Source organism: Chryseobacterium sp. MEBOG06, assembly GCF_021869765.1.
GTDB lineage: Bacteria > Bacteroidota > Bacteroidia > Flavobacteriales > Weeksellaceae > Chryseobacterium.
Map to the genome: position 1 here is coordinate 2,932,480 of NZ_CP084580.1, position 20,281 is coordinate 2,952,760.

Sequence of the window (20,281 nt, forward strand, 5' to 3'; positions counted from 1 at the left end):
CTTTAACGCAAAGACTGCAAAGATTTTTTATTGATTTTAAGTTCACAAAGCCATTTCAGTCAGCTATTTTTATTGTGATGTTAAAGGAATATTGAGTTATTGTATCGCTTTGTATTTTGGGACTAATGTTTTCATTACACTCCATGCAATCAGGTAAGCAACGGCACAGATAGAAAAAATGATCATATATCCTTTGTCTATTCCATCTGAAATGATCACACCGGATTTTTCCAGGTTGTGTAAAAAGTTCTCCGGCAGACGTTCATTGATGTACTGCGGGTATTTTTCTAGCAATGGTGTTCCGTCAACAGTTGTCCATGCTTTATGGGCATGGTCAAACAATACGCCGGATGACTTATTGATAAGAAAAGAACCTACTCCTCCTGCCATTCCTCCAATTCCGGTAATGGTTGCAATCGCTTTTTTAGGAAACATATCGCCAACGGTGGAGAAAATATTGGCTGACCACGCCTGATGAGCTGCTCCTGCAATTCCGATAATCAATACGGGAATCCAATAGGTAACAGAGCCTAAAGGCTGTGCAAACAATGCCAGTAACGGGAAAAATGCAAAAATCAGCATTGCTTTCATTCTTCCTGAATAGGCGTTCATACCTTTCTTTTCTACGAAATATTTAGGAAGCCAGCCTCCGATAATGGACAGTAAAGTAATCATATAAAGCACGAACAGCGGTAATGCACTTTGAGTAGAATCCATTTTATAAACGGAACTCAGATAAGCAGGTGTCCAAAAAAGGAAAAACCACCAGATCCCGTCTGTCATAAACTTTCCGAAAGCAAAAGCCCACGTCTGTCTGTAGCTGAAACATTCTTTGAAAGAAAATCTCTTTTCTGCACCTGATCCATTTTCAGCCGGGAAATCATCCTGATCCTGCTGAATGTAGATCAGTTCGTTTTCATTCACTTTGTGATGTTCATGAGGTTTCTTGTAATAAAACACCCAAAGCCCCATCCACACAAAACCTAAAGCTCCGATGATGATAAATGCCCACTCCCAGCCCATAGATTTTGCAATAAAAGGAATACTAACCGGTGCAGCCAAAGCTCCTACCGTTGCTCCGGCATTGAAAATACTCGTTGCCAATGCTCTGTCTTTTTTAGGGAAATATTCTGCTGTTGTTTTGATGGCTGCCGGAAAATTTCCTGCTTCACCTACAGCCAGAACAAAACGGGCAAAGATAAAGAGGGTAACACTTGTACTGATAATGGCTCCGGCGTTATCTACCGTACCGATTATTTCTTTGGACTCTTCAAAACTTACCAGCCAGTTTCCGGTAAGAACTCCTGAAGTCGCGATTCCACAGAATGCATGAATGACCGCTCCTACAGACCATATTCCGATAGCCCATAGAAATCCTTTTTTGGTATCCATCCAGTCCACAAACTTCCCTGCAAAAAGCATACTTACCGCATAGAAAATAGAGAATAATGCGGTGATATTTCCATAATCATTATTGTTCCAGTGAAATTCCGGAGCAATGAAGTCTTTCCAGGTAAGAGACAGCACCTGGCGATCCATATAATTGATGGTCGTTGCAATGAAAAGAAGTACACAGATCGTCCATCTGAAGTTACTCAGTTTCGAGGATATTTCTTTTTTCATATCAATCGTTAATAGTATTGATTTTTATTGATTTTGACAACAAAAAGGAGCAAAAAACTCCCTATCCATACTGATTTCAGTACAGGAATTATTATTTTCTTAAACCATTATGATTTGATTAGGGAATTTGGAATAATGAAGTTAAGCTTTGCTTTAAGATCAATGAATCTTCCTTTTCAAATTCCTTTAATGATTTTATTAAAATTGTAAGGATCTTTATCTTAATTCTTTAATGATCTGAATGGAACCGGCAACTGTCTCTGTAATTTTTCTGTAATCATATTGGCCTTCTTCATTTTTCACAAATAACTGTGAGCCTAAACCGACACAGTAGGAACCTGCGGAGATCCATTGTGTAATATTTTCTTTTGTGGGAAGGACCCCGCCTGTCGGCATAATATTCGTCCATGGCATTGGCCCTTTCACTGCTTTGATGAACTCTGGTCCTCCAACCTGTGTTGCAGGGAATATTTTAACTATTTCAGCACCCAGCTCTTCTGCATAAGAAATTTCAGAAACAGAACCACAGCCTGGCATCCATGCTACTTTTCTTCTGTTGCACACCTTAGCCACTTCGGGATTTAATAACGGAGCTACAATAAAGTTTGCACCATTCTGAATGTACAGTGAAGCGGTTCCGGCATCGACAACCGAGCCTATTCCTACAATCATTTCAGGCAGTTCTTCTGCGGTATATTTTATCAGTTCAGTGAAAACTTCATGAGCAAGGTCGCCCCTGTTGGTAAATTCAAAAACGCGGGCACCGCCCTCATAACAAGCCTTTATGATATTCTTGCCTATTTCAGCATCTGCATGGTAAAATACAGGAACAATGCCTGTCTCCTTTGCTTTTAATGCTACCTCTATACGGGTAAATCTTGCCATAATTATCTTTTTATTCTTCCTCCTGAATTTCCGTTCATAACTTCCATAATATCGTCAACACCAGAGTAATTGATATCTCCGGGAATGGTATGCTTAATAGCGCAGGCTGCATTGGCAAATTTCAATGCCTTTTGCTCATCAAAGTGGATCAAACCATAAATAAGACCTGCTGCAAAAGCGTCTCCGGTCCCGATTCTGTCGACTACAGGGTTAACCTCCAGAAGCTCAGTTTCAAAATAATTCCCGTCCACTAAAGCTCTTCCCTGCGTCTGCTGAGAACTCGCTGTAACACCTATTCTTATTTTATCGAAAATTTTATGAATGGAGGGGATCTGTTGTTTTAATTCTTTACAGGCTTCAATGAAACCTTCTTTATCTGAAGAAAACTGAGTTCCGAGAATTTCATTGATTTCATTCACTCCACCCATGAAAATCGTAGAGTAAGAGACCAGTTCTTTCAAAACTTCGTTCCCATTTCTGCCGTATTTCCAAAGGTTGGAACGGTAGGCCGGATCTGTTGTAATCTGAATTCCTTTTTTTTGAGCGGTTTTCAGACCCTGCTTTAATGTTTCATAGGCCGTTTCAGAAATTCCGGGGCTGATACCAGTCCAGTGGAAATATTCGCAATCTTCAAGGACCTTTTCCCAGTCTACATGGCCAGCCTGAATATTGGCAAATGATCCGTTAAGCCTGTTATATGCTATTCTGCTGGCACGGACAGATGAACCCACTTCCAGAAAATACAGCCCTAACGGATGTTCATTTTTACTGATGAAAGTCGTGTCAATTCCAAAGCCTTTGATGAAAGAAACAGCAGATTCTCCCACAAAATCATTGGAAACACAGCTGATATGTTTCACTTCGCAGCCCATTGCTGCTAATGAAGACGCTACATTAAGCTCTGTTCCTCCGAAAAAGAACTCCATTTCGTGGCTTTGTTTCATGGTTCTGTTTCCGGGTGGGGAAAGACGCATGATCACTTCACCGAATGTGACTATTTTACCTGTCATAATGTATTAAATGTGCAGATTCAATGATTGTATTTGAATTTTAAAAATCAAAATAATTTTTAGCGTTGTGATAACAGATGTCTGAGATCGTTTTCCCGATCAGCTCTATATCATCCGGAAGTTCTCCGTTTTTCATCTCTTCTCCGAAAAGGTTACACAATACTCTTCTGAAATATTCGTGTCTCGGATAAGAAAGAAAGCTTCTGGAGTCGGTAAGCATTCCTACAAAGCAGCTTATTAATCCCATATTGGAAAGAGCATTCATCTGCTTGATCATTCCATCTTTTTGATCGAGAAACCACCATCCTGAGCCGAACTGTACTTTTCCTTTGATGCTGCCGTCGTTGAAATTCCCGATCATGGTGGCAAAAATTTCGTTATCGGCAGGGTTTAAATTGTATAAAATGGTTTTCGTCAATCTGTCTTTTCCATCTAAAGTATTTAATAATTTAGACAACGTTTCAGCCTGAACAAAGTCTCCGATAGAATCCCAGCCTGTATCCGGACCCAGAATTCGGTGCATTCTTTCATTGTTATTCCTCAATGCACCCAGATGAAACTGCTGAACCCATCCATACTGATGATATGCTTCACCCAGGAATAATAAAATAGCTGTTTTGAACTGATTCACCTGTTTTTCGGCAATTACTTTTCCTGCCAGTTTATCATTGAAAATAGCATTCACTTCGGCTTCTGCAGCCTCTTCGAAAGAAATATTGTTCAGACCGTGGTCACAAAGTCTGCATCCGTTTTCATGGAAATAGTCGATTCTTTTAAGTAAAGCATCACACAACGTCTGGTAAGAATTGATTTCAATTCCCGCGGATTCGCCCAGTTTAGAAATATAATCAGGGAAATTATGATTTTCAATTAAAATAGCTTTGTCAGGACGGAAAGCGGTACTTACTTTGATGCTGAAGTCACTTTTTACAAGATCCTGATGGTAATTCAACACATCTGTAGGGTCTTCCGTTGTACACAGAGATTCTACATTCATCATTTTCAGAAGACCTCTTGTTGATTTTTCAGGAGTCTGAAGCTGAGCAGTGATGTTGTCATAAATTTCAGATGCATTATCCCCACACAAAAGTTCATCAATTCCGAAGTATCTTTTTAATTCCAAATGAGTCCAGTGATACAAAGGATTTCTCAAAGTATAAGGAACTGTTTTTGCCCATGCTTCAAATTTTTCTTTGTCTGAAGCATCTCCTGTGATGAATTTTTCATTTACTCCCATCGTACGCATGGCCCGCCATTTATAGTGGTCGCCTGCAATCCACACTTTTGAAATATTCTCAAAAACAGTGTCTTCTGCAATATCTTTAGGAATCAGATGATTATGATAATCAATGATTGGTTGTTTTTCTGCGAATCTGAAGTAGAGTTCTTCAGCGTATTTATTTTGTAATAAAAATTGATCTGTTATAAAAGGTTTCATTCTAGTCTAATTCTGTTGTTATTCATTAGCCGGTTTTCCGATTGTTGCCAGGATTCCGCCATCAACGTAAATAATTTGTCCGTTGATAAACTGACTGGCCTCAGAAGCCAGGAAAATAGCTGTTCCAGCAAGGTCTTCGGGGTTTCCCCATCTTCCTTCCGGAGTTCTGCTGATGATAAAATCATTGAAAGGGTTCCCATCCACACGAATAGGTTCTGTCTGAGAGGTTGCAAAATATCCGGGACCGATTCCGTTCACCTGGATATTGTGTTTGGCCCATTCTGTTGCCAGATTTTTGGTAAGCATTTTAAGACCGCCTTTTGCAGAACCGTAGGCTACTACATTATCACGACCCAGCTCACTCATCATCGAGCAGATATTGATAATCTTTCCCGATTTTCTTTTGATCATATATTTGCCGACTAATTTCGACATGATAAAAGGTCCGGTAAGATCTACATCGATTACTTTTCTGAAGTCTTCCACCTCCATATCAATAGCGGGAACACGCTTGATGATACCAGCATTATTGACAAGGATATCTATTTTTCCATGGGTAGCTTCCATCAAAGCTACTTTCTGAGCAGCTTCAAGCTCGTCTGTTACATCAAAAAGATAACCGGTTGCATTATATCCTTTTTCATGATAGTATTGTAAAGCCTGGTCTAGTTTTGACGGGGTCGTACTGGTGATTGCCAATTCAGCTCCTGCAGCAGCAAGACCTTCAGCCATAGCCATTCCTAATCCATGGGTACCGCCTGTAACAACGGCTACTTTGCCGGATAAATCAAATAAATTCATTGGAAAAAATTACTTTAGTTCGTTTGTTTTGATGCCGTCCATATCACCGTAGTCCATATTTTCTCCGGCCATCCCCCAGATAAAAGTATAATTGGAAGTTCCTACACCGGAATGAATAGACCATTCGGGAGAAAGCACCGCCTGTCTGTTGGTCATAAAAATGTGGCGGGTTTCATCAGCCTGCCCCATGAAGTGGCTTACTGTCTGCCCTTCTTCCAGATCAAAATAGAAATAAGCTTCCATTCTTCGGGTATGAGTATGGGCAGGCATTGTATTCCAGACACTTCCAGGCTGAAGTTCTGTCATTCCCATCTGAAGCTGGCAGGTTTCAAGAACAGAATTTACAATCAGTTTATTGATCACCCTTTTATTGGCGTATTTTTCGTCACCCAGCTCTACAATTTCAGCTTCGTTCTTTGTGATCTTTTTCGTAGGATAGGTATGATGTGCAGGGGCAGAATTGATATAGAAATACGGCTGTTCATCACCGGATCTTTCAAAAATCACTTCTTTTGCGCCTTTTCCAATGTATAAAGCTTCTTTATTTCCAAGTTCATAAACTTTACCATCTACATTTACTTTTCCAACACCTCCTACATTGATAATTCCCAGCTCTCTCCTATCCAGAAAGTTTTCAGCTTTCAAATCATCAGTAGGCTCCAGCTTCAAAGCTCTGGACGAAGGCATTATACCACCCACTATAAGCCTGTCATACATAGAATAGACTAATTTCACCTGATCTTCATTGAATAAATCATCGATAAGAAACTCCCTCCTAAGATCTTCTGTAGTATACTTTTTAACATCTTCGGGATGATGGGCGTAACGAAATTCTGATTGTGCCATACTACTTTTTATTTTTTGCGGTTTTCTCAAACCTGTTAAACATAGTGTAATCGATTGCATAAAATCACACTAAAATTTGCAGAAATACTTGTGGGATAAATATATAATTATTCTCTAATTAGTTAACAAAAAATTAATTTAAATTTTAAAGTAATTGATTTTCAGATTAATAAATTTTAAAAATGAAATGATTTATTTGGAAAAACTGTAAAAAAAGCGATTCTATTTTAACCAAAAACTGAACGAAACCTATCTTTAAATATAAAATCGTGCCAAAAAAATGAATCTAATAATCAGTATTGAATTGATAAAAATATAACCAATTTACATAATAAATAATACCCATTAATGGATATTATTAAAAATGAAAAAATACACCATTCAAAGACCGTCTTAAAAGCTGACAAAAATCAGAAAAAGCATTTAAAATTTCTCCCAACATCAAAATTTCGGGGTTTTTAAGAGGTAAAATCTGCGATGATTTTAAGTAATTTTTAAGTTTTTTAAATTCAATCATTAAAAAATTTCTTAATTTAAAAACCTTCTTAAGGCTTGCAAGCAAACACACAAAATGCTATAAAACAAATATTTACAATGTAATTATCAACATTTATTTTGTTAATAAAACCGATTAAAACAGGTAAATTAATAAAAAAATAATATTTTTTTCTTTGTGTATTGAAAAATAATATTAGTTTAGGAGCCAGAATAATGTTTTACAAAAAATTACGCAATCGATTGCACTAAAGCGTACAGAATATTGAAAACATAGCAGCCACTAAAATCAGCAGAATACTTGACAGTCCTCAACAAAAAACGATTGAAAAAACTTTCAACCAAGAATTAAAACTATAAGGATACAAAAATGGATAAAAGAGTACAATCAATAAAGTGGTTATATTTAACTGTTTTTCTGCTTCCTGTCCTTGCCATGGCTCAAGAAAAAGAAACAAAAAAAGATAAAGAAACCAAGCTGGATGATGTGGTTCTGGTAGGCTATACAAAGGTTTCTAAAAAAGATGTTACGAATGCTGTTTCTTCTGTGAAAGGGGAAGCTCTGAGAGATATGCCCTCTACAAATGCTGCTGAAGCCATCCAGGGAAGGCTTGCCGGAGTACAGGTTTCTCTCAGCGAAGGATCTCCCGGCGCAGATGTGGATATTGTGATACGCGGAGGAAACTCCATCACGCAAAGTAATGCCCCCCTCTATATTGTAGACGGTATACAAATGGATAATGCCCTGAGCATACTTTCTCCAAAGGAAATAGAATCCATTGAAGTGCTGAAAGATGCTTCTTCTACTTCTATTTTCGGCTCGAGGGGCGCGAACGGTGTAGTGCTGATCACCACGAAAGGCGGACGTAAAAAGGGAAAAGCAACGATCAATTACAATGGTTTTGTAGGGGTAAGAAGCATTCAGAACAAAATTGATGTACTGGATCCTTATCAATATGTGCTTTATCAATATGAACAATACTATAAGAACGGCGATGTAAAAGATATTGAAACGTTTAACACCCGTTATGGTACTTTTGATCAGCTGGACAAATATAAATCGGTTAAAAAGGTTAACTGGCAGGATAAACTTTTTGGAAGAGAAGCTTTTAACTTCACCCATAATGTCTCTATGTCCGGAGGATCTGAAAATTCTGCTTTTGCGCTAACGTTAAATAATGTAGAAGAGGATGGCGTGATGATAGGTTCAGGATTTAAAAGGAATATGGCAAATTTCCGGTATGATTATGATGTGTCTAAAAAACTAAGCATTGGAGTTAATGCCCGTTACAGCCGTCAGATGATTTACGGAGCAGGAACTTCTGCTTCAGGTTCGCAGACCACCAACCGTTTGAGAAATGCGATAAGATATCAGCCTTTTGAAGGGGGTTCTTCTGTGGATGTGGATGATTTTGATCCTTTATTTGCCGATCAGACGAATCTTGTAAACCCTGTCTTGCTCGCTAATGATGAGATCAAAGAAAGCGGAAGAAACGACTTATTGCTTAACGGAACGATTGATTATAAGATCAGCAAAGATTTCACTTTCCGAAGTGTCATCGGATACGTGCAAAGGGATCAGATCGTTAACCAGTTTTCCGGTCCTGTTACCAGTCTGGCCAGACAGAACAATGATCAGCCTGTGGTATTTTTAAGTAATTCCCAAACAAGAAGAATCACAAATACGAATACCCTGAACTACAGAAAAACTTTGGGAAATCATAAATTAGATTTATTGGCAGGCCAGGAAACGGTAAGAACGGATGGAGAATCTACTTCTTTCAATATCAAATGGTTCCCGAAATCAGCTTCGGCTCAGGAAGCATTTGCTAACGTACAGCTGGCTTCTCCTCCATCAGGAATGATTCAGGATGCGCCTAAAACGGCAAGAGAAGTGGACCGTCTGGCTTCGTTTTTTGGAAGAGCCAATTATATTTATAAGAACAAATATATTGCAACGGTATCTATGAGAGCGGATGGTTCCAGTGTTTTTAAACCAGGAACCAATCAGTGGGGATATTTTCCGGCAGCCTCATTAGCATGGAAGATCAAGGAAGAAAATTTCCTGAAAGAAAACAATTATGTGAATGAGCTTAAGCTTCGTTTAGGATACGGAAAATCCGGAAATAACAGAATTGGGGCATTTTTATACGATACCTTCTTTACTTCTTCTTCGGATTACGGATATGCATTCGGGACCAGTATAACCCCTGGTGCTACTACAGGGAATATTATGGCTAATCCTAATGTAACCTGGGAAACAGCAAGTTCTTATAATGCAGGTTTAGATTTCGGCTTTTTCAAAGGAAGGGTTTATGGTACTCTTGATGTCTATAAAACCCATACGAAAGACCTTTTATTATTGGCTAAAATCCCTCAGACTTCAGGTTATGAATATCAATACCAGAACTCCGGAAGCAGTGAAAATAAAGGAATAGAATTCTCTTTAGGGACCACTATCATCAGCAAAGAAAACTTCTCATGGAAGATGGATGCGAATATCTCCTCCAACAAAAACACGATCAAAAGCTTAGGAAGTAATGCATCGGCAAGTTCGAACTATTACTACTACCCTTCCGGATGGCAAAATAACTTATTTGACTTCCTTGTACAGGTGGGAAAACCGGTGGGCACTTTTTGGGGCTACGAGACAGCCGGAAGATACGAAGTGAGCGATTTCAATTATGATGTTACCACCCAAGCTTATACTTTAAAGGCCGGAATAGCAAGTTCTGCCGCAGTAGCTAATGGAGCAAAAGCCGTACAGCCGGGAGATTTAAAGCTTAAAGATCTTAACGGTGACGGTGTGATCGACAGCAAAGATATGACTGATCTTGGAAATGCACAGCCTAAATTCTATGGCGGATTTACCCAAACCTTCCGTTATAAGAACTGGGATATGAGCCTTCTTTTTAATTTCTCCGTAGGAAATAAGGTATATAATGCCAATAAAGTAGAATATTCTACTCAATATCTGTATAAGGACAATAATATGCTTGCGGAAGTGGCAGACCGCTGGAGATGGTTTAATGATGCGGGACAAAAAGTAACAGACCCAACTGCCCTTGCAGCACTTAATGCCAATACTACGATGTGGACTCCGCCTTCCGGAGCTTACTTCCTGCATTCCTATGCTATTGAAGACGGTTCTTTCTTAAGACTGAACAACCTAACTATTGGATTCACCTTACCAAAAGGATCTTTAGAAGCAATAGGCGTTAAAAACCTGAGATTGTATGCTACCGTTAATAATGTATTTACCATTACAGGGTATTCGGGATTTGATCCGGAAGCCAATACCAGAAGAAACCCACTTACACCGGGAGTTGATTATTCCGCCTATCCGAGAAGCAGATTTATTTTATCAGGAATAGACATCACTTTCTAAAAACAAACGTTATGAACAAAAATAAATTTTCAAGCCTTTTCTTATCTCTTGCCTGCGTGGTCACGCTAAATTCCTGCAGTGATTATTTAGAGGTGGAAAATCTTTCCAATACCACAGAGAAACAACAGTTTGACTCAGCACCGGATACTTTTGCTGCACTCGTGGGAGTTTACAACAGCGCCATGGGTGACAATACCTACGGACAGAGAATGAATCTTATTCTTTCACAGTCGGGAGACGATTTCAGAACATCCGGAGATTATAATGCCAATGACAGAAGAGGAATCAGCTGCTTCGGAGCAGTACCTACCAACACGGAATTACTGAGGCCTTTCCTTGATACTTATACAGGGATTGAAAGAGCCAATCTTATTATCAAGAACATCCCAATCTCACCTGTTTATCAAACCGGATCAGCGGCTGATAAAAAGCTGATGGACCGATATCTGGGTGAAGCTTTAACCCTTAGAGCCCTTTTTTATTATGATTTAATCAAAAACTGGGGGGATATTCCTTTTCAGGATGTTCCTTCTGCCGACCTGCCTTCTGTATATCTTCCTAAAACAGACCGTGATGTCATCTATGATCAATTATTGGAAGACCTGGCCCAGGCATCAACCTTAGTTCCATGGAAATCCGAGGGAGGAACAACTGCTCAAAGACTGTCAAAAGCAGCAGTAAAAGGGTTAAGAGCAAGAATTGCATTGGCAAGAGCAGGATATTCTCTTCGCAGAAGTCCGCAAATGATGGCACAGGGATCTAACCCTCAGAAATATTACCAGATCGCTTACGATGAATGTAAAGACATCATCAATTCCGGACAGCACAAACTGAATCCTAGTTATGAAGGGCTTTTCAGATCACTGCATACCAACAGCCAGGATACAACGAACGAGGTTATTTTCGCGGTAGGTGCGTTCGGAGGAAATTCCAGAACAGATTCTAAAATAGGATATTATAACGGATTAAGACATGACGATACAGACTGGAAATCAGCCGGAGGAATCAGTGCTATTCCTACTTATTTCTATGAATTCAGCAAATATGATCTGAGAAGAGATGTAAATGTGGCTATTTTCAGGGTAAGTACCACAAAGCAGGAGGATCTTCAGACTTCAATCAACTGGAATGACGGAAAGTTCAGAAAATCATGGACCGCCATTACGGGAACTTCGCAGAATTTAGGGATCGACTGGCCTTTACTAAGATATGCCGATATTTTATTAATGTTTGCTGAAGCAGATAATGAACTGCACAGTTCTCCTTCACAGGAAGCTATTGACGCTGTAATGGCGGTAAGACAGAGAGCTTATGCAGGAAACTTAGGTCAGATTGGAACTATTCCCACTTCAAAAAATGCCTTCTTTAATTATGTAGTACAGGAAAGACTGCTGGAATTCGGAGGGGAAGGATTAAGAAAATATGACCTGATCCGCTGGAATCTTCTGGAAACAAAAATTAATGAAACCAGACAAAAGCTAACCGATTTTATGAACGGAACCGGAGCTTATGCCAATGTTCCCGAGTATATTTTCTATAAAAAACCAGCTTCAACAGTTGTAAACTACGTTCCTTCAAGAACAGCCCAGCAAAATGTTCTGGATATGGACCTGTATGTCAACGGAATCAGCAAGGCGGATGTATTCTACAGCCCCAACCAAAGTGTAGCCACTCCTTCAGGATACACCAAAATCAGCTGGAGACTGGCCATGACACAGCCTTACATCAGTGGAGATCCTGTGAAAAGTTATGCTTACTATTTCCAGCCTAACAAAAAGGAGCTTCTTCCTATTGCACTGGATGTGATCAATTCAAATTATAACCTTACTCAAGATTACGGATATTAGATAGTTTAACATTCATATGAAAATACAGACTGTCTCTGTAGCGGATCAGTCTGTATTTTACCCCAAAAGTCATTCTATGAAAACCTCCCTATTTTTTAAAAACAATCATCTGTTTCTCATCGTTCTGGTCGCTCTGTTCAGCCTCCTTTCTTTCAAAACCAATGATAGGACCATCATAGTTTCGAAAGACGGAAAAGGTAATTTCACAACGATTCAGCAAGCGGTTGATGCTATTGAAAATGGTTCTTCCGTAAGGACGAAAATTTTTATAAAAGCCGGAATTTATAAAGAAAAGATCATTATTCTCGAAACAAAAGGTGCTGTTTTTCTGGAAGGAGAAAATCCTGAGAAAACCATGATCACCTATGATGATTTTGCTTCTAAAAAGAATGCAGAGGGAAAAGAAATCGGAACAACGGGCTCATCTACAGTTTTTATCTACTCCAATGATTTTACAGCGAAGAACATCTCTATTGAAAACAGTTCCGGAAAAGTAGGCCAGGCTGTTGCCGTTCTTACCTCCGGTGACCGGATCGCCTTTGAAAACTGCAGATTTCTAGGTAATCAGGACACTTTATACCTAAAAGGAGTTCAGGATATGCAGGACAAAACGAAACCTTCCAGGAATTATTTTAGAAACTGTTATATAGAAGGAACTACCGATTATATCTTCGGGGCAGGAACCGCTGTTTTTGAAAACTGTATTATTTATTCCAAAGAAACGGCAAGTTATATTACGGCAGCTTCTACTCCAAAGGACCATGAATTTGGATTTATTTTTATCAATTCAAAAATTACAGGCAATGCCAAAGACCATTCGGTATATCTGGGAAGACCCTGGAGACCCTTTGCAAAGACCATTTATATTGATTGTGAAATCAATTCAACAATAAAACCCGAAGGATGGCACAATTGGAATAAGCCTGATGCAGAAAAGACAACATTCTATGCAGAAAGCAATTCAAGAGGAGCTGGTGCTGATAACAGCCAAAGAGTTCCATGGTCACATCAGTTAAGCAAAGAAGAAAGAAAAAAATATACAACAGTCAATATCCTTAAAGGAAAAGACAACTGGAATGTAAAAAAGAGCTTACCATAATGAAAACCTGATCCACACAGCCAAAGAACAGCTACAGTTGCCATAGACGGAAATTGGATAAAAACGAAAACAATATTAAAGTCTATCTGAATGATATTGTAAAAAAATAACCGATGAACAAAGCTAATAACCATGAAAACTCATTATTAAAAATCGGCACGCCCCATAATAAAAAATAGTATGAAATTCAGTTTGTTTAAAATAGTCATTGCAGGAGCTTTTATCAGTTCTACCCTTTCAGCACAGACCTCTGTGATTGAAACCATTAAGAGAAATCCTAAAGCTCCCTTTTCCTACGCAGAACTTTCCGTTAAAAAAGGCGGAAAATGGGAAGGAAATCAATACGTTGGCGGAACTTTCCAAAACGTTCAGGAACTTACTCTCCCCGATTCTCACACCGACCATTCTTCTTACATCAGGTATGAGGGAATCGGTCTGGAAAACAACCAGATTGGCTACAGGCTCTATCTGGACTGGAGAAATGCAACGGATATTTTCGGAAAAAAAGTGACAGCTTTGGTATTGCCGGAAGTAGGACAAGACGGCTTTGAATCCTATCATCATGATGCACCGTGGGGGCAGGATATTTTAAAATCCGGGCGCAGCATAGGAATCGGCTCTTACGGAAGATATGATGAACAGAATGATTATGTGGAAACCTTTAAAATCGTAAAAAGGACCACTGCGAAAGTAATCAATGAAAAAGATAAGTCTTATGCTGTCATCGATTATAAAGGTTGGAAAACCTGGGGCGATGCAATAGATTTACAGTCAAAACTGACTATTTTTCCAAAAGACCGTTTTGTAAAAGTAGACCTGAATCTGAGCAATACCCTTTCAGGTTTGTGCACCGGAATTGTTGCTGTTAAAGATATTCCGGTAAAACAGGGAATCAGCAAAAATAAAAAATGGGGCTATATTGCAACTTATGGACAGCAGACCCTTGCCCAAAAAGAAGACAACCTGGGAATGGCAGTCTTCTACCCCCTTGAAAATTTCGATAAATATGCCAAAACGAAATCCACTCACACCATCGTTTTCAAAAAGACAAAGAATGTATCCTATTACTTTTTAGGAGCCTGGTCTCAGGAACCCAATGGTTTAACAAGCGAGGAATCTTTCTATCAGGATCTGGATAAAAAACTGGATATTCTGGATAAAAACAACCAACTTTAAAGTTTAAAATCATGAACTTTATCAATAACACTATCAAAGTATATGCATTGGCTGCAGTATGTTCGGGATTCTTTTTATCCTGTGCACAAAAAACTTTACAAACCACCTCACTAAATGTAGAGTCCGAAGTAAAAGGTAAAATTTCGGCCCAGCTTCCTTGGTCGCAAAGAATGCTTCTTTCCGAGATGAAACGTTTCCCGCAAGCCTGGATGCTGGATTATAACAAAGCCCCGAAATGGAGCTACCCTACCGCTATCGTTCTGGAAGGTGCAGAAAAACTGTATGAAAAAACCGGAAACAAAGACTATTACAACTATATCACAACCTTCGGTGAAACGATGGTGAAAGAAGACGGAAACATCATTTCCTACGACCTTTCCAAGTATAATATTGATATGCTGAATTGCGGAAATGTACTTCTTTACCTTTATCAGCAGGAGAAAAAAGATAAATATTTAAAAGCGTTACAAACCCTGCGCTCCCAGATCAACGGCCAGCCAAGAACCTCAGAAGGTGGATTCTGGCACAAGAAAATCTATCCCAATCAGATGTGGCTGGATGGTTTGTATATGGCCGAACCTTTCTACGCCCACTACACCCAATATTTTTCAAAAGGAGAAGCCGCTGAAAAAGCATTTAATGATATCATCAATCAATTTGACTTAATTCAAAAGCATTTGCTGGACAAAAAAACCGGACTTTTATATCATGCCTGGGATGAAAGCAGAGAACAACAGTGGGCCAACAAAGAAACAGGACTTTCTCCCAATTTCTGGTCAAGAGCGATGGGCTGGTACGGAATGGCGATGGTAGATGTATTGGATTATTTACCACAAAACCATCCGGGAAGGGCCAGGTTACTTTCATATTTAAAATTTTACTGCGACGCTGTTATCAAAGTTCAGGATAACAAAACAGGACTTTGGTATCAGGTTTTGGACAAAGGAGGAGAAAAAGGAAATTATCTGGAAGCAACAGGTTCATCCATGTTTGTATATACCATGATCAAATCCATCAACAAAGGATATTTAACCAAATCATACAAAACTTACGCAGATAAAGGCTACAAAGGCATCATCAAAAACCTGATTACAGTAGATGAAAACGGGGTGGTAAGTTTAAATAAATGCTGTGCCGTAGCAGGTTTAGGCGGAACTCCCTATAGAAGCGGCTCTTATGAATATTACGTGAATGAAGAAGTCCGTTCCAACGATCCGAAAGGGACAGGTCCTTTTATTCTGGCCAGTTTAGAATTTGAGAAATAAAGAAAGGTCTTAATAAAACGTCAATCAGATTCTATGAAGACAAAAAGTATTTTAAATATCCTTTCCATTACGGCATTTTCAGTAGCTTCCACTTATCTGCAGGCACAGGAAAAAAACTATGTTTCCGAAGTATGGACTGCTGATCAGGGGAAGAACTACAGAAATCCAATTTTGTATGCAGATTATTCCGATCCAGATGTTATCAGAGTTGGCAATGATTACTATATGACCGCTTCAAGTTTCAATGAAGCTCCGGGACTGCCTATTCTTCATTCAAAAGATATGATCAACTGGAAGCTGGTCAATTACGCTATTCAGGACATCCTTCCTGATGACCATTTTTCCACTCCAAAAAGAGGCGGTGGAGTTTGGGCACCAAGCATCAGATTCCACAAAGGTGAATTTTATATTTATTGGGGAGATCCGGATTTCGGAATTTATATGGTAAAAACCAAAGATCCGCTAGGAACCTGGGAGAAACCGGTATTACTAATGGAAGGAAAAGGCTTAATTGACTCCTGTCCCTTTTGGGATGATGACGGAAACGCCTTTCTGATTCATGGCTGGGCCGGAAGCCGTGCGGGAGTAAAAAGTATTCTGACTCTTAACCGAATGAATCCTGAAGGAACAAAAATCCTGGATAAAGGAACTCACGTCTTTGATGGCCACGATTCCCATCCTACAATAGAAGGCCCTAAAATGTATAAAAGAAACGGTTATTATTATATTTTTGCTCCGGCAGGAGGCGTAGCGACAGGATGGCAGCTGGTATTACGGTCAAAAAATATCTATGGTCCTTATGAAGAAAAGATTGTACTGGAGCAAGGCTCAACGGCTATCAACGGGCCTCATCAGGGTGCCTGGGTAGACACTCCTTCCGGAGAAGACTGGTTCTATCATTTTCAGGATGTAGATGCAGGTGGAAGAATTGTTCATCTACAGCCTATGAAATGGGAAAAAGACTGGCCTGTCGTGGGAATTGATCATAATAAAAACGGAGTTGGCGAGCCTGTGTTAACGTATAAAAAGCCTAACGTTGGCCAATCCTATCCCGTTACTGCCCCTCCGGAAACTGATGAGTTTGATGGTGAAAAATTAGGATTACAATGGCAATGGAGCGCCAATGAAAACATCGTATGGTCGTCCAAACTTCCCGGACAGCAATTTTTAAGATTATTTTCTGTAAAAGTTCCGGAAGGTGAAAAAAATCTGTGGAATGTTCCGAATCTGTTAACCCAAAAGTTTCCTGCTCCAAATTTCACTGCATCAACGAAAGTTAAGCTAGCTCCCGAAGATGCCAAAGAAGGAAAAACCGCAGGATTGCTGATTATGGGGCTGGATCATCAATCCATAGTTATTACAAACAAACAGGATGGTTACTATTTACAGCTGAGAAAAGCAGAAAAAGCGGATAAAGGAGGTGAGGAAAAAATTGTATTCGAAACGAAATTAAAAAACAACGAAGTCTATTTAAAAGTCAATGTAAATGAACCCAACGGGTTATGCCAGTTTAGTTACAGTGAAAACGGAAAAAACTTCATACAGGCAGGCGACGTTTTTCAGGCCAAACCCGGAAAATGGATCGGAGCAAAGGTAGGATTATACAGCATAAGCACAGAAAAAGCACCACGAGGAGGCTATGCCGATTTTGACTGGTTCAGGATTACAAAGAAATAAATTAAGCTGGAAAACGCTAACCCCCTAAGCCGTTAAAATACGCACAATTATACGGTGCAAAAATTTCATCTGCAATAAAATTGAAAACCACTAAAACTGCCGAAAATCTTTGATTTTCTTGAGCCTTAAAACAGGACAAAGAATAAAAAGCACTTACGCTTTTGCGATAACCAACAAAAAAATCATGAAGAAAACAATATACAAAACCGCTTCAATTTTATTCAGTATAGCCCTGTTATCAGCGTGCCAGTCACAAGACAAAGCCCAAAAAGCCACAGCAAAACCGAATAAAAAAGTAACCCACATCTACCTCATCGGAGACTCCACAATGGCAGATTACGCAGGAGATTACGATCCCGGAAAAGATTATATGAAGGTAAGATACCCTATTACAGGTTGGGGGCAGGTTTTTCAGCCTTTTTTTGTGAAAGATAGCCTAGCTTCTCTGAAACCTGCTATCACAACAGATTCCGTAGCAGTTATTGACAGGGCCCATGGCGGAAGAAGTACCCGTACATTTTTTCAGGAAGGAAGATGGCGGTATGTTTATGAGCACCTTCAGCCCAAAGACTATGTGATCATGCAGTTTGGGCATAACGATAGTTCCGAAAAGCATCCTGAACGTTATGTAAACATTCAGGGATACAAAGAATTTCTAAGGCTATTTGTTACCCAGACAAGAGAAAAAGGAGGAAATCCCGTTATAGTAACACCTGTAGCAAGAAACTACCCCTGGAAAGAAGGAAAACTGAACAATGCACATGGAGAATACTGGCAGGCTCCAATTGATATTGCCAAAGAAATGAATGTCCCATACATTGATCTCAATAAACTATCGATGGAATATTTCACCTCAAAAGGACAGGATTTCACTACCAACAACTACTTTATGAATCTTCCTGAAAATCTTTACGAAGCTTATCCAAAAGGACAGAAAGACAATACTCATTTTCAGCCTGAAGGGGCAAAAGTAGTTGCATCACTGGTTTATAAAGAATTTAAAAATTTAATTAAAACTCAAAAAAAATAATATGAAGAAGTCTCTTACCATTATCGGCTTAGCCGCAGCAATGATGTTTTCCGGACAACTATTTGCCCAGAATCTGGATATTTATAAAAACATTGAGTTTACCATGCCTCAGGTTGCCGAAACTTCTTTTCCTGCCAACACCGTATCCATCACACAATTTGGAGGGGTTGCGGGGGGAAATGTGAAAAATACGCTGGCTTTTAAAAAAGCGATTGATGATCTAAGCAAAAAAGGTGGCGGAAAACTGGTTGTTCCCAGAGGAATGTGGCTAACCGGCCCCATCGAACTGAAAAGCAACATCAATCTCCATGTAGAAGAAGGTGCATTCCTTATTTTCAGTAAAGATAAAGATGACTATCCCCTGGTAGACGTAAGTTTTGAAGGAGTAAATACCGTTCGCTGCCAGTCCCCTATTTCAGCTAAAAATGCTTCTAATATTGCCATCACGGGAAAAGGGGTCATTGATGGAAGCGGTGATGCCTGGAGAGCTATCAAGAAAAGTAAAGTAGCAGAAACCGAATGGAAAGAAATCATCAAATCTGGTGGAATATTATCTTCTGACGGCAAAAACTGGTATCCATCAGAAAGTTATAAAAAAGGATTTGAAAGCAGCTCAAACTTCAATGTTCCGGACAAAATATCCAAAAATGAACTGACCACTGTAAAGGATTTCCTGCGTCCGGTGATGGTAAGCCTGGTAAGTTGCGACAAAGTATTGCTGGATGGTCCTACTTTCCAGAATTCCCCGGCATGGAATCTTCATCCGTTGATGTGTTCCAATGTGATTTTAAGAAATCTTACCGTGAGAAATCCATGGTTTTCGCAAAACGGTGACGGTGTAGACCTGGAGTCCTGCAAAAACGTACTGATCCATGACAATACATTCGATGTGGGAGACGATGCAATCTGCATCAAATCAGGAAAAAATGAAGACGGAAGAAAAAGAGCAATGCCAACAGAAAATGTGATCATTAAAAATAATATTGTCTATCACGGCCATGGAGGATTTGTGGTAGGAAGTGAAATGTCCGGTGGTGCAAGAAATATTCATGTTTCCGACTGTACATTTATCGGGACGGATATCGGACTTCGTTTTAAAACTACCCGTGGAAGAGGAGGAATTGTTGAAAATATTTATATTAAAAATATTGATATGATTAATATCCCAACGCAGACTATCGGTTTCAATATGTTTTATGAGGGCGCTTCTCCGGTTTTAGAGGACGGACAGAAACAGGAAGGAAACAAAACACCTGAAAAAATTTACCCAGTCACAGAAGAAACCCCGATTTTCAGAAATATTTACTTTAAAAACATCAATGCGGTCAATTCTTACGAAGCGATTACCTTAGTTGGTTTAGCAGAAATGAATTTGAAAAACATTATCATTGAAGATTCAAAATTTGATACTAAAAAAGCTTTGACCATCGTAGATGCTGACGGCATCCAATTGAAAAATGTAACCCTGAAATACACCGAAGGAACAGGAGCCACAGTTTACAACAGTAAGAATATCAATCTTTCAACTGTAAAATTTGAATCCTCTAACAAGCCTTACATCAAAATTTCAGGAAGTAAAACAGGAACTGTGCTCTTACCCAAAGAAGCCACTGCAGATAAAAATGCTTTTTCTGTAGCCACTGATATATCTAAAAATGCAGTAAAATAAAACCCTGCATCTTTACCATTTTACAACTTTCA

The 20,281-nt window shown here is 39.2% G+C and carries 14 protein-coding genes; 8 read left to right on the forward strand and 6 right to left on the reverse strand.

What is annotated here, in order from left to right; translation table 11 throughout:
• Positions 1-96: 96 nt before the first annotated feature.
• The 6 genes from LF887_RS13450 to kduI form a co-directional block, all read right to left on the reverse strand.
• Positions 97-1,623 (reverse strand): MFS transporter, encoded by a 1,527-nt coding sequence (locus tag LF887_RS13450; RefSeq protein ID WP_236854722.1) that lies wholly within the window; start codon positions 1,621-1,623, stop codon positions 97-99.
• A gap of 216 nt (positions 1,624-1,839) precedes the next feature.
• The gene (locus LF887_RS13455) at positions 1,840-2,508 is read right to left on the reverse strand and encodes a bifunctional 4-hydroxy-2-oxoglutarate aldolase/2-dehydro-3-deoxy-phosphogluconate aldolase (protein WP_236854723.1); all 669 of its coding nucleotides are present in this window, start codon (positions 2,506-2,508) and stop codon (positions 1,840-1,842) included.
• A gap of 2 nt (positions 2,509-2,510) precedes the next feature.
• The gene (locus LF887_RS13460; RefSeq protein ID WP_236854724.1) at positions 2,511-3,518 is read right to left on the reverse strand and encodes a sugar kinase; all 1,008 of its coding nucleotides are present in this window, start codon (positions 3,516-3,518) and stop codon (positions 2,511-2,513) included.
• 40 nt (positions 3,519-3,558) lie between these two features.
• Entirely contained in the window at positions 3,559-4,956 is a 1,398-nt protein-coding gene (gene uxaC, locus LF887_RS13465; RefSeq protein ID WP_236854725.1) for a glucuronate isomerase, read from the reverse strand.
• Between the two features lie 18 nt (positions 4,957-4,974).
• The gene (locus LF887_RS13470) at positions 4,975-5,757 is read right to left on the reverse strand and encodes a gluconate 5-dehydrogenase (RefSeq protein ID WP_236854726.1); all 783 of its coding nucleotides are present in this window, start codon (positions 5,755-5,757) and stop codon (positions 4,975-4,977) included.
• 9 nt (positions 5,758-5,766) lie between these two features.
• Positions 5,767-6,603 (reverse strand): 5-dehydro-4-deoxy-D-glucuronate isomerase, encoded by an 837-nt coding sequence (kduI, locus tag LF887_RS13475; protein ID WP_236854727.1) that lies wholly within the window; start codon positions 6,601-6,603, stop codon positions 5,767-5,769.
• A gap of 865 nt (positions 6,604-7,468) precedes the next feature.
• Here kduI and LF887_RS13480 point away from each other — a divergent pair.
• The 8 genes from LF887_RS13480 to LF887_RS13515 all read left to right on the forward strand — a co-directional run bounded on the left by LF887_RS13480 (position 7,469) and on the right by LF887_RS13515 (position 20,249).
• Positions 7,469-10,486: a SusC/RagA family TonB-linked outer membrane protein gene (locus LF887_RS13480; RefSeq protein ID WP_236854728.1), complete on the forward strand. Its 3,018-nt coding sequence runs from the start codon at positions 7,469-7,471 to the stop codon at positions 10,484-10,486.
• Between the two features lie 11 nt (positions 10,487-10,497).
• Positions 10,498-12,333, forward strand: coding sequence for a RagB/SusD family nutrient uptake outer membrane protein (locus tag LF887_RS13485; protein WP_236854729.1), 1,836 nt, complete (start codon positions 10,498-10,500; stop codon positions 12,331-12,333).
• A 16-nt stretch (positions 12,334-12,349) separates the two neighbouring features.
• Entirely contained in the window at positions 12,350-13,432 is a 1,083-nt protein-coding gene (locus LF887_RS13490; RefSeq protein WP_236854730.1) for a pectinesterase family protein, read from the forward strand.
• A gap of 180 nt (positions 13,433-13,612) precedes the next feature.
• Positions 13,613-14,608: a DUF4861 family protein gene (locus LF887_RS13495; RefSeq protein ID WP_236854731.1), complete on the forward strand. Its 996-nt coding sequence runs from the start codon at positions 13,613-13,615 to the stop codon at positions 14,606-14,608.
• Between the two features lie 11 nt (positions 14,609-14,619).
• Positions 14,620-15,873 (forward strand): glycoside hydrolase family 105 protein, encoded by a 1,254-nt coding sequence (locus LF887_RS13500; protein ID WP_236854732.1) that lies wholly within the window; start codon positions 14,620-14,622, stop codon positions 15,871-15,873.
• A 33-nt stretch (positions 15,874-15,906) separates the two neighbouring features.
• On the forward strand, positions 15,907-17,550 hold the full coding sequence (locus LF887_RS13505; RefSeq protein ID WP_236854733.1) for a glycoside hydrolase 43 family protein: 1,644 nt from the start codon (positions 15,907-15,909) through the stop codon (positions 17,548-17,550).
• 184 nt (positions 17,551-17,734) lie between these two features.
• Positions 17,735-18,580: a rhamnogalacturonan acetylesterase gene (locus LF887_RS13510; protein WP_236854734.1), complete on the forward strand. Its 846-nt coding sequence runs from the start codon at positions 17,735-17,737 to the stop codon at positions 18,578-18,580.
• A gap of 1 nt (position 18,581) precedes the next feature.
• Positions 18,582-20,249 (forward strand): glycoside hydrolase family 28 protein, encoded by a 1,668-nt coding sequence (locus LF887_RS13515; RefSeq protein WP_236854735.1) that lies wholly within the window; start codon positions 18,582-18,584, stop codon positions 20,247-20,249.
• Positions 20,250-20,281: the final 32 nt, after the last annotated feature.

Bases quoted from the DNA above. Each gene is read 5' to 3' on its own strand.
- LF887_RS13510 (WP_236854734.1), top strand. From the start codon at position 17,735: ATGAAGAAAACAATATACAAAACCGCTTCAATTTTATTCAGTATAGCC.
- LF887_RS13505 (WP_236854733.1), top strand. From the start codon at position 15,907: ATGAAGACAAAAAGTATTTTAAATATCCTTTCCATTACGGCATTTTCA.
- LF887_RS13485 (WP_236854729.1), top strand. From the start codon at position 10,498: ATGAACAAAAATAAATTTTCAAGCCTTTTCTTATCTCTTGCCTGCGTG.
- uxaC (WP_236854725.1), bottom strand. From the start codon at position 4,956: ATGAAACCTTTTATAACAGATCAATTTTTATTACAAAATAAATACGCT.
- LF887_RS13490 (WP_236854730.1), top strand. From the start codon at position 12,350: ATGAAAATACAGACTGTCTCTGTAGCGGATCAGTCTGTATTTTACCCC.
- LF887_RS13500 (WP_236854732.1), top strand. From the start codon at position 14,620: ATGAACTTTATCAATAACACTATCAAAGTATATGCATTGGCTGCAGTA.
- LF887_RS13515 (WP_236854735.1), top strand. From the start codon at position 18,582: ATGAAGAAGTCTCTTACCATTATCGGCTTAGCCGCAGCAATGATGTTT.
- LF887_RS13495 (WP_236854731.1), top strand. From the start codon at position 13,613: ATGAAATTCAGTTTGTTTAAAATAGTCATTGCAGGAGCTTTTATCAGT.
- LF887_RS13480 (WP_236854728.1), top strand. From the start codon at position 7,469: ATGGATAAAAGAGTACAATCAATAAAGTGGTTATATTTAACTGTTTTT.
- LF887_RS13450 (WP_236854722.1), bottom strand. From the start codon at position 1,623: ATGAAAAAAGAAATATCCTCGAAACTGAGTAACTTCAGATGGACGATC.
- LF887_RS13470 (WP_236854726.1), bottom strand. From the start codon at position 5,757: ATGAATTTATTTGATTTATCCGGCAAAGTAGCCGTTGTTACAGGCGGT.
- kduI (WP_236854727.1), bottom strand. From the start codon at position 6,603: ATGGCACAATCAGAATTTCGTTACGCCCATCATCCCGAAGATGTTAAA.
- LF887_RS13460 (WP_236854724.1), bottom strand. From the start codon at position 3,518: ATGACAGGTAAAATAGTCACATTCGGTGAAGTGATCATGCGTCTTTCC.
- LF887_RS13455 (WP_236854723.1), bottom strand. From the start codon at position 2,508: ATGGCAAGATTTACCCGTATAGAGGTAGCATTAAAAGCAAAGGAGACA.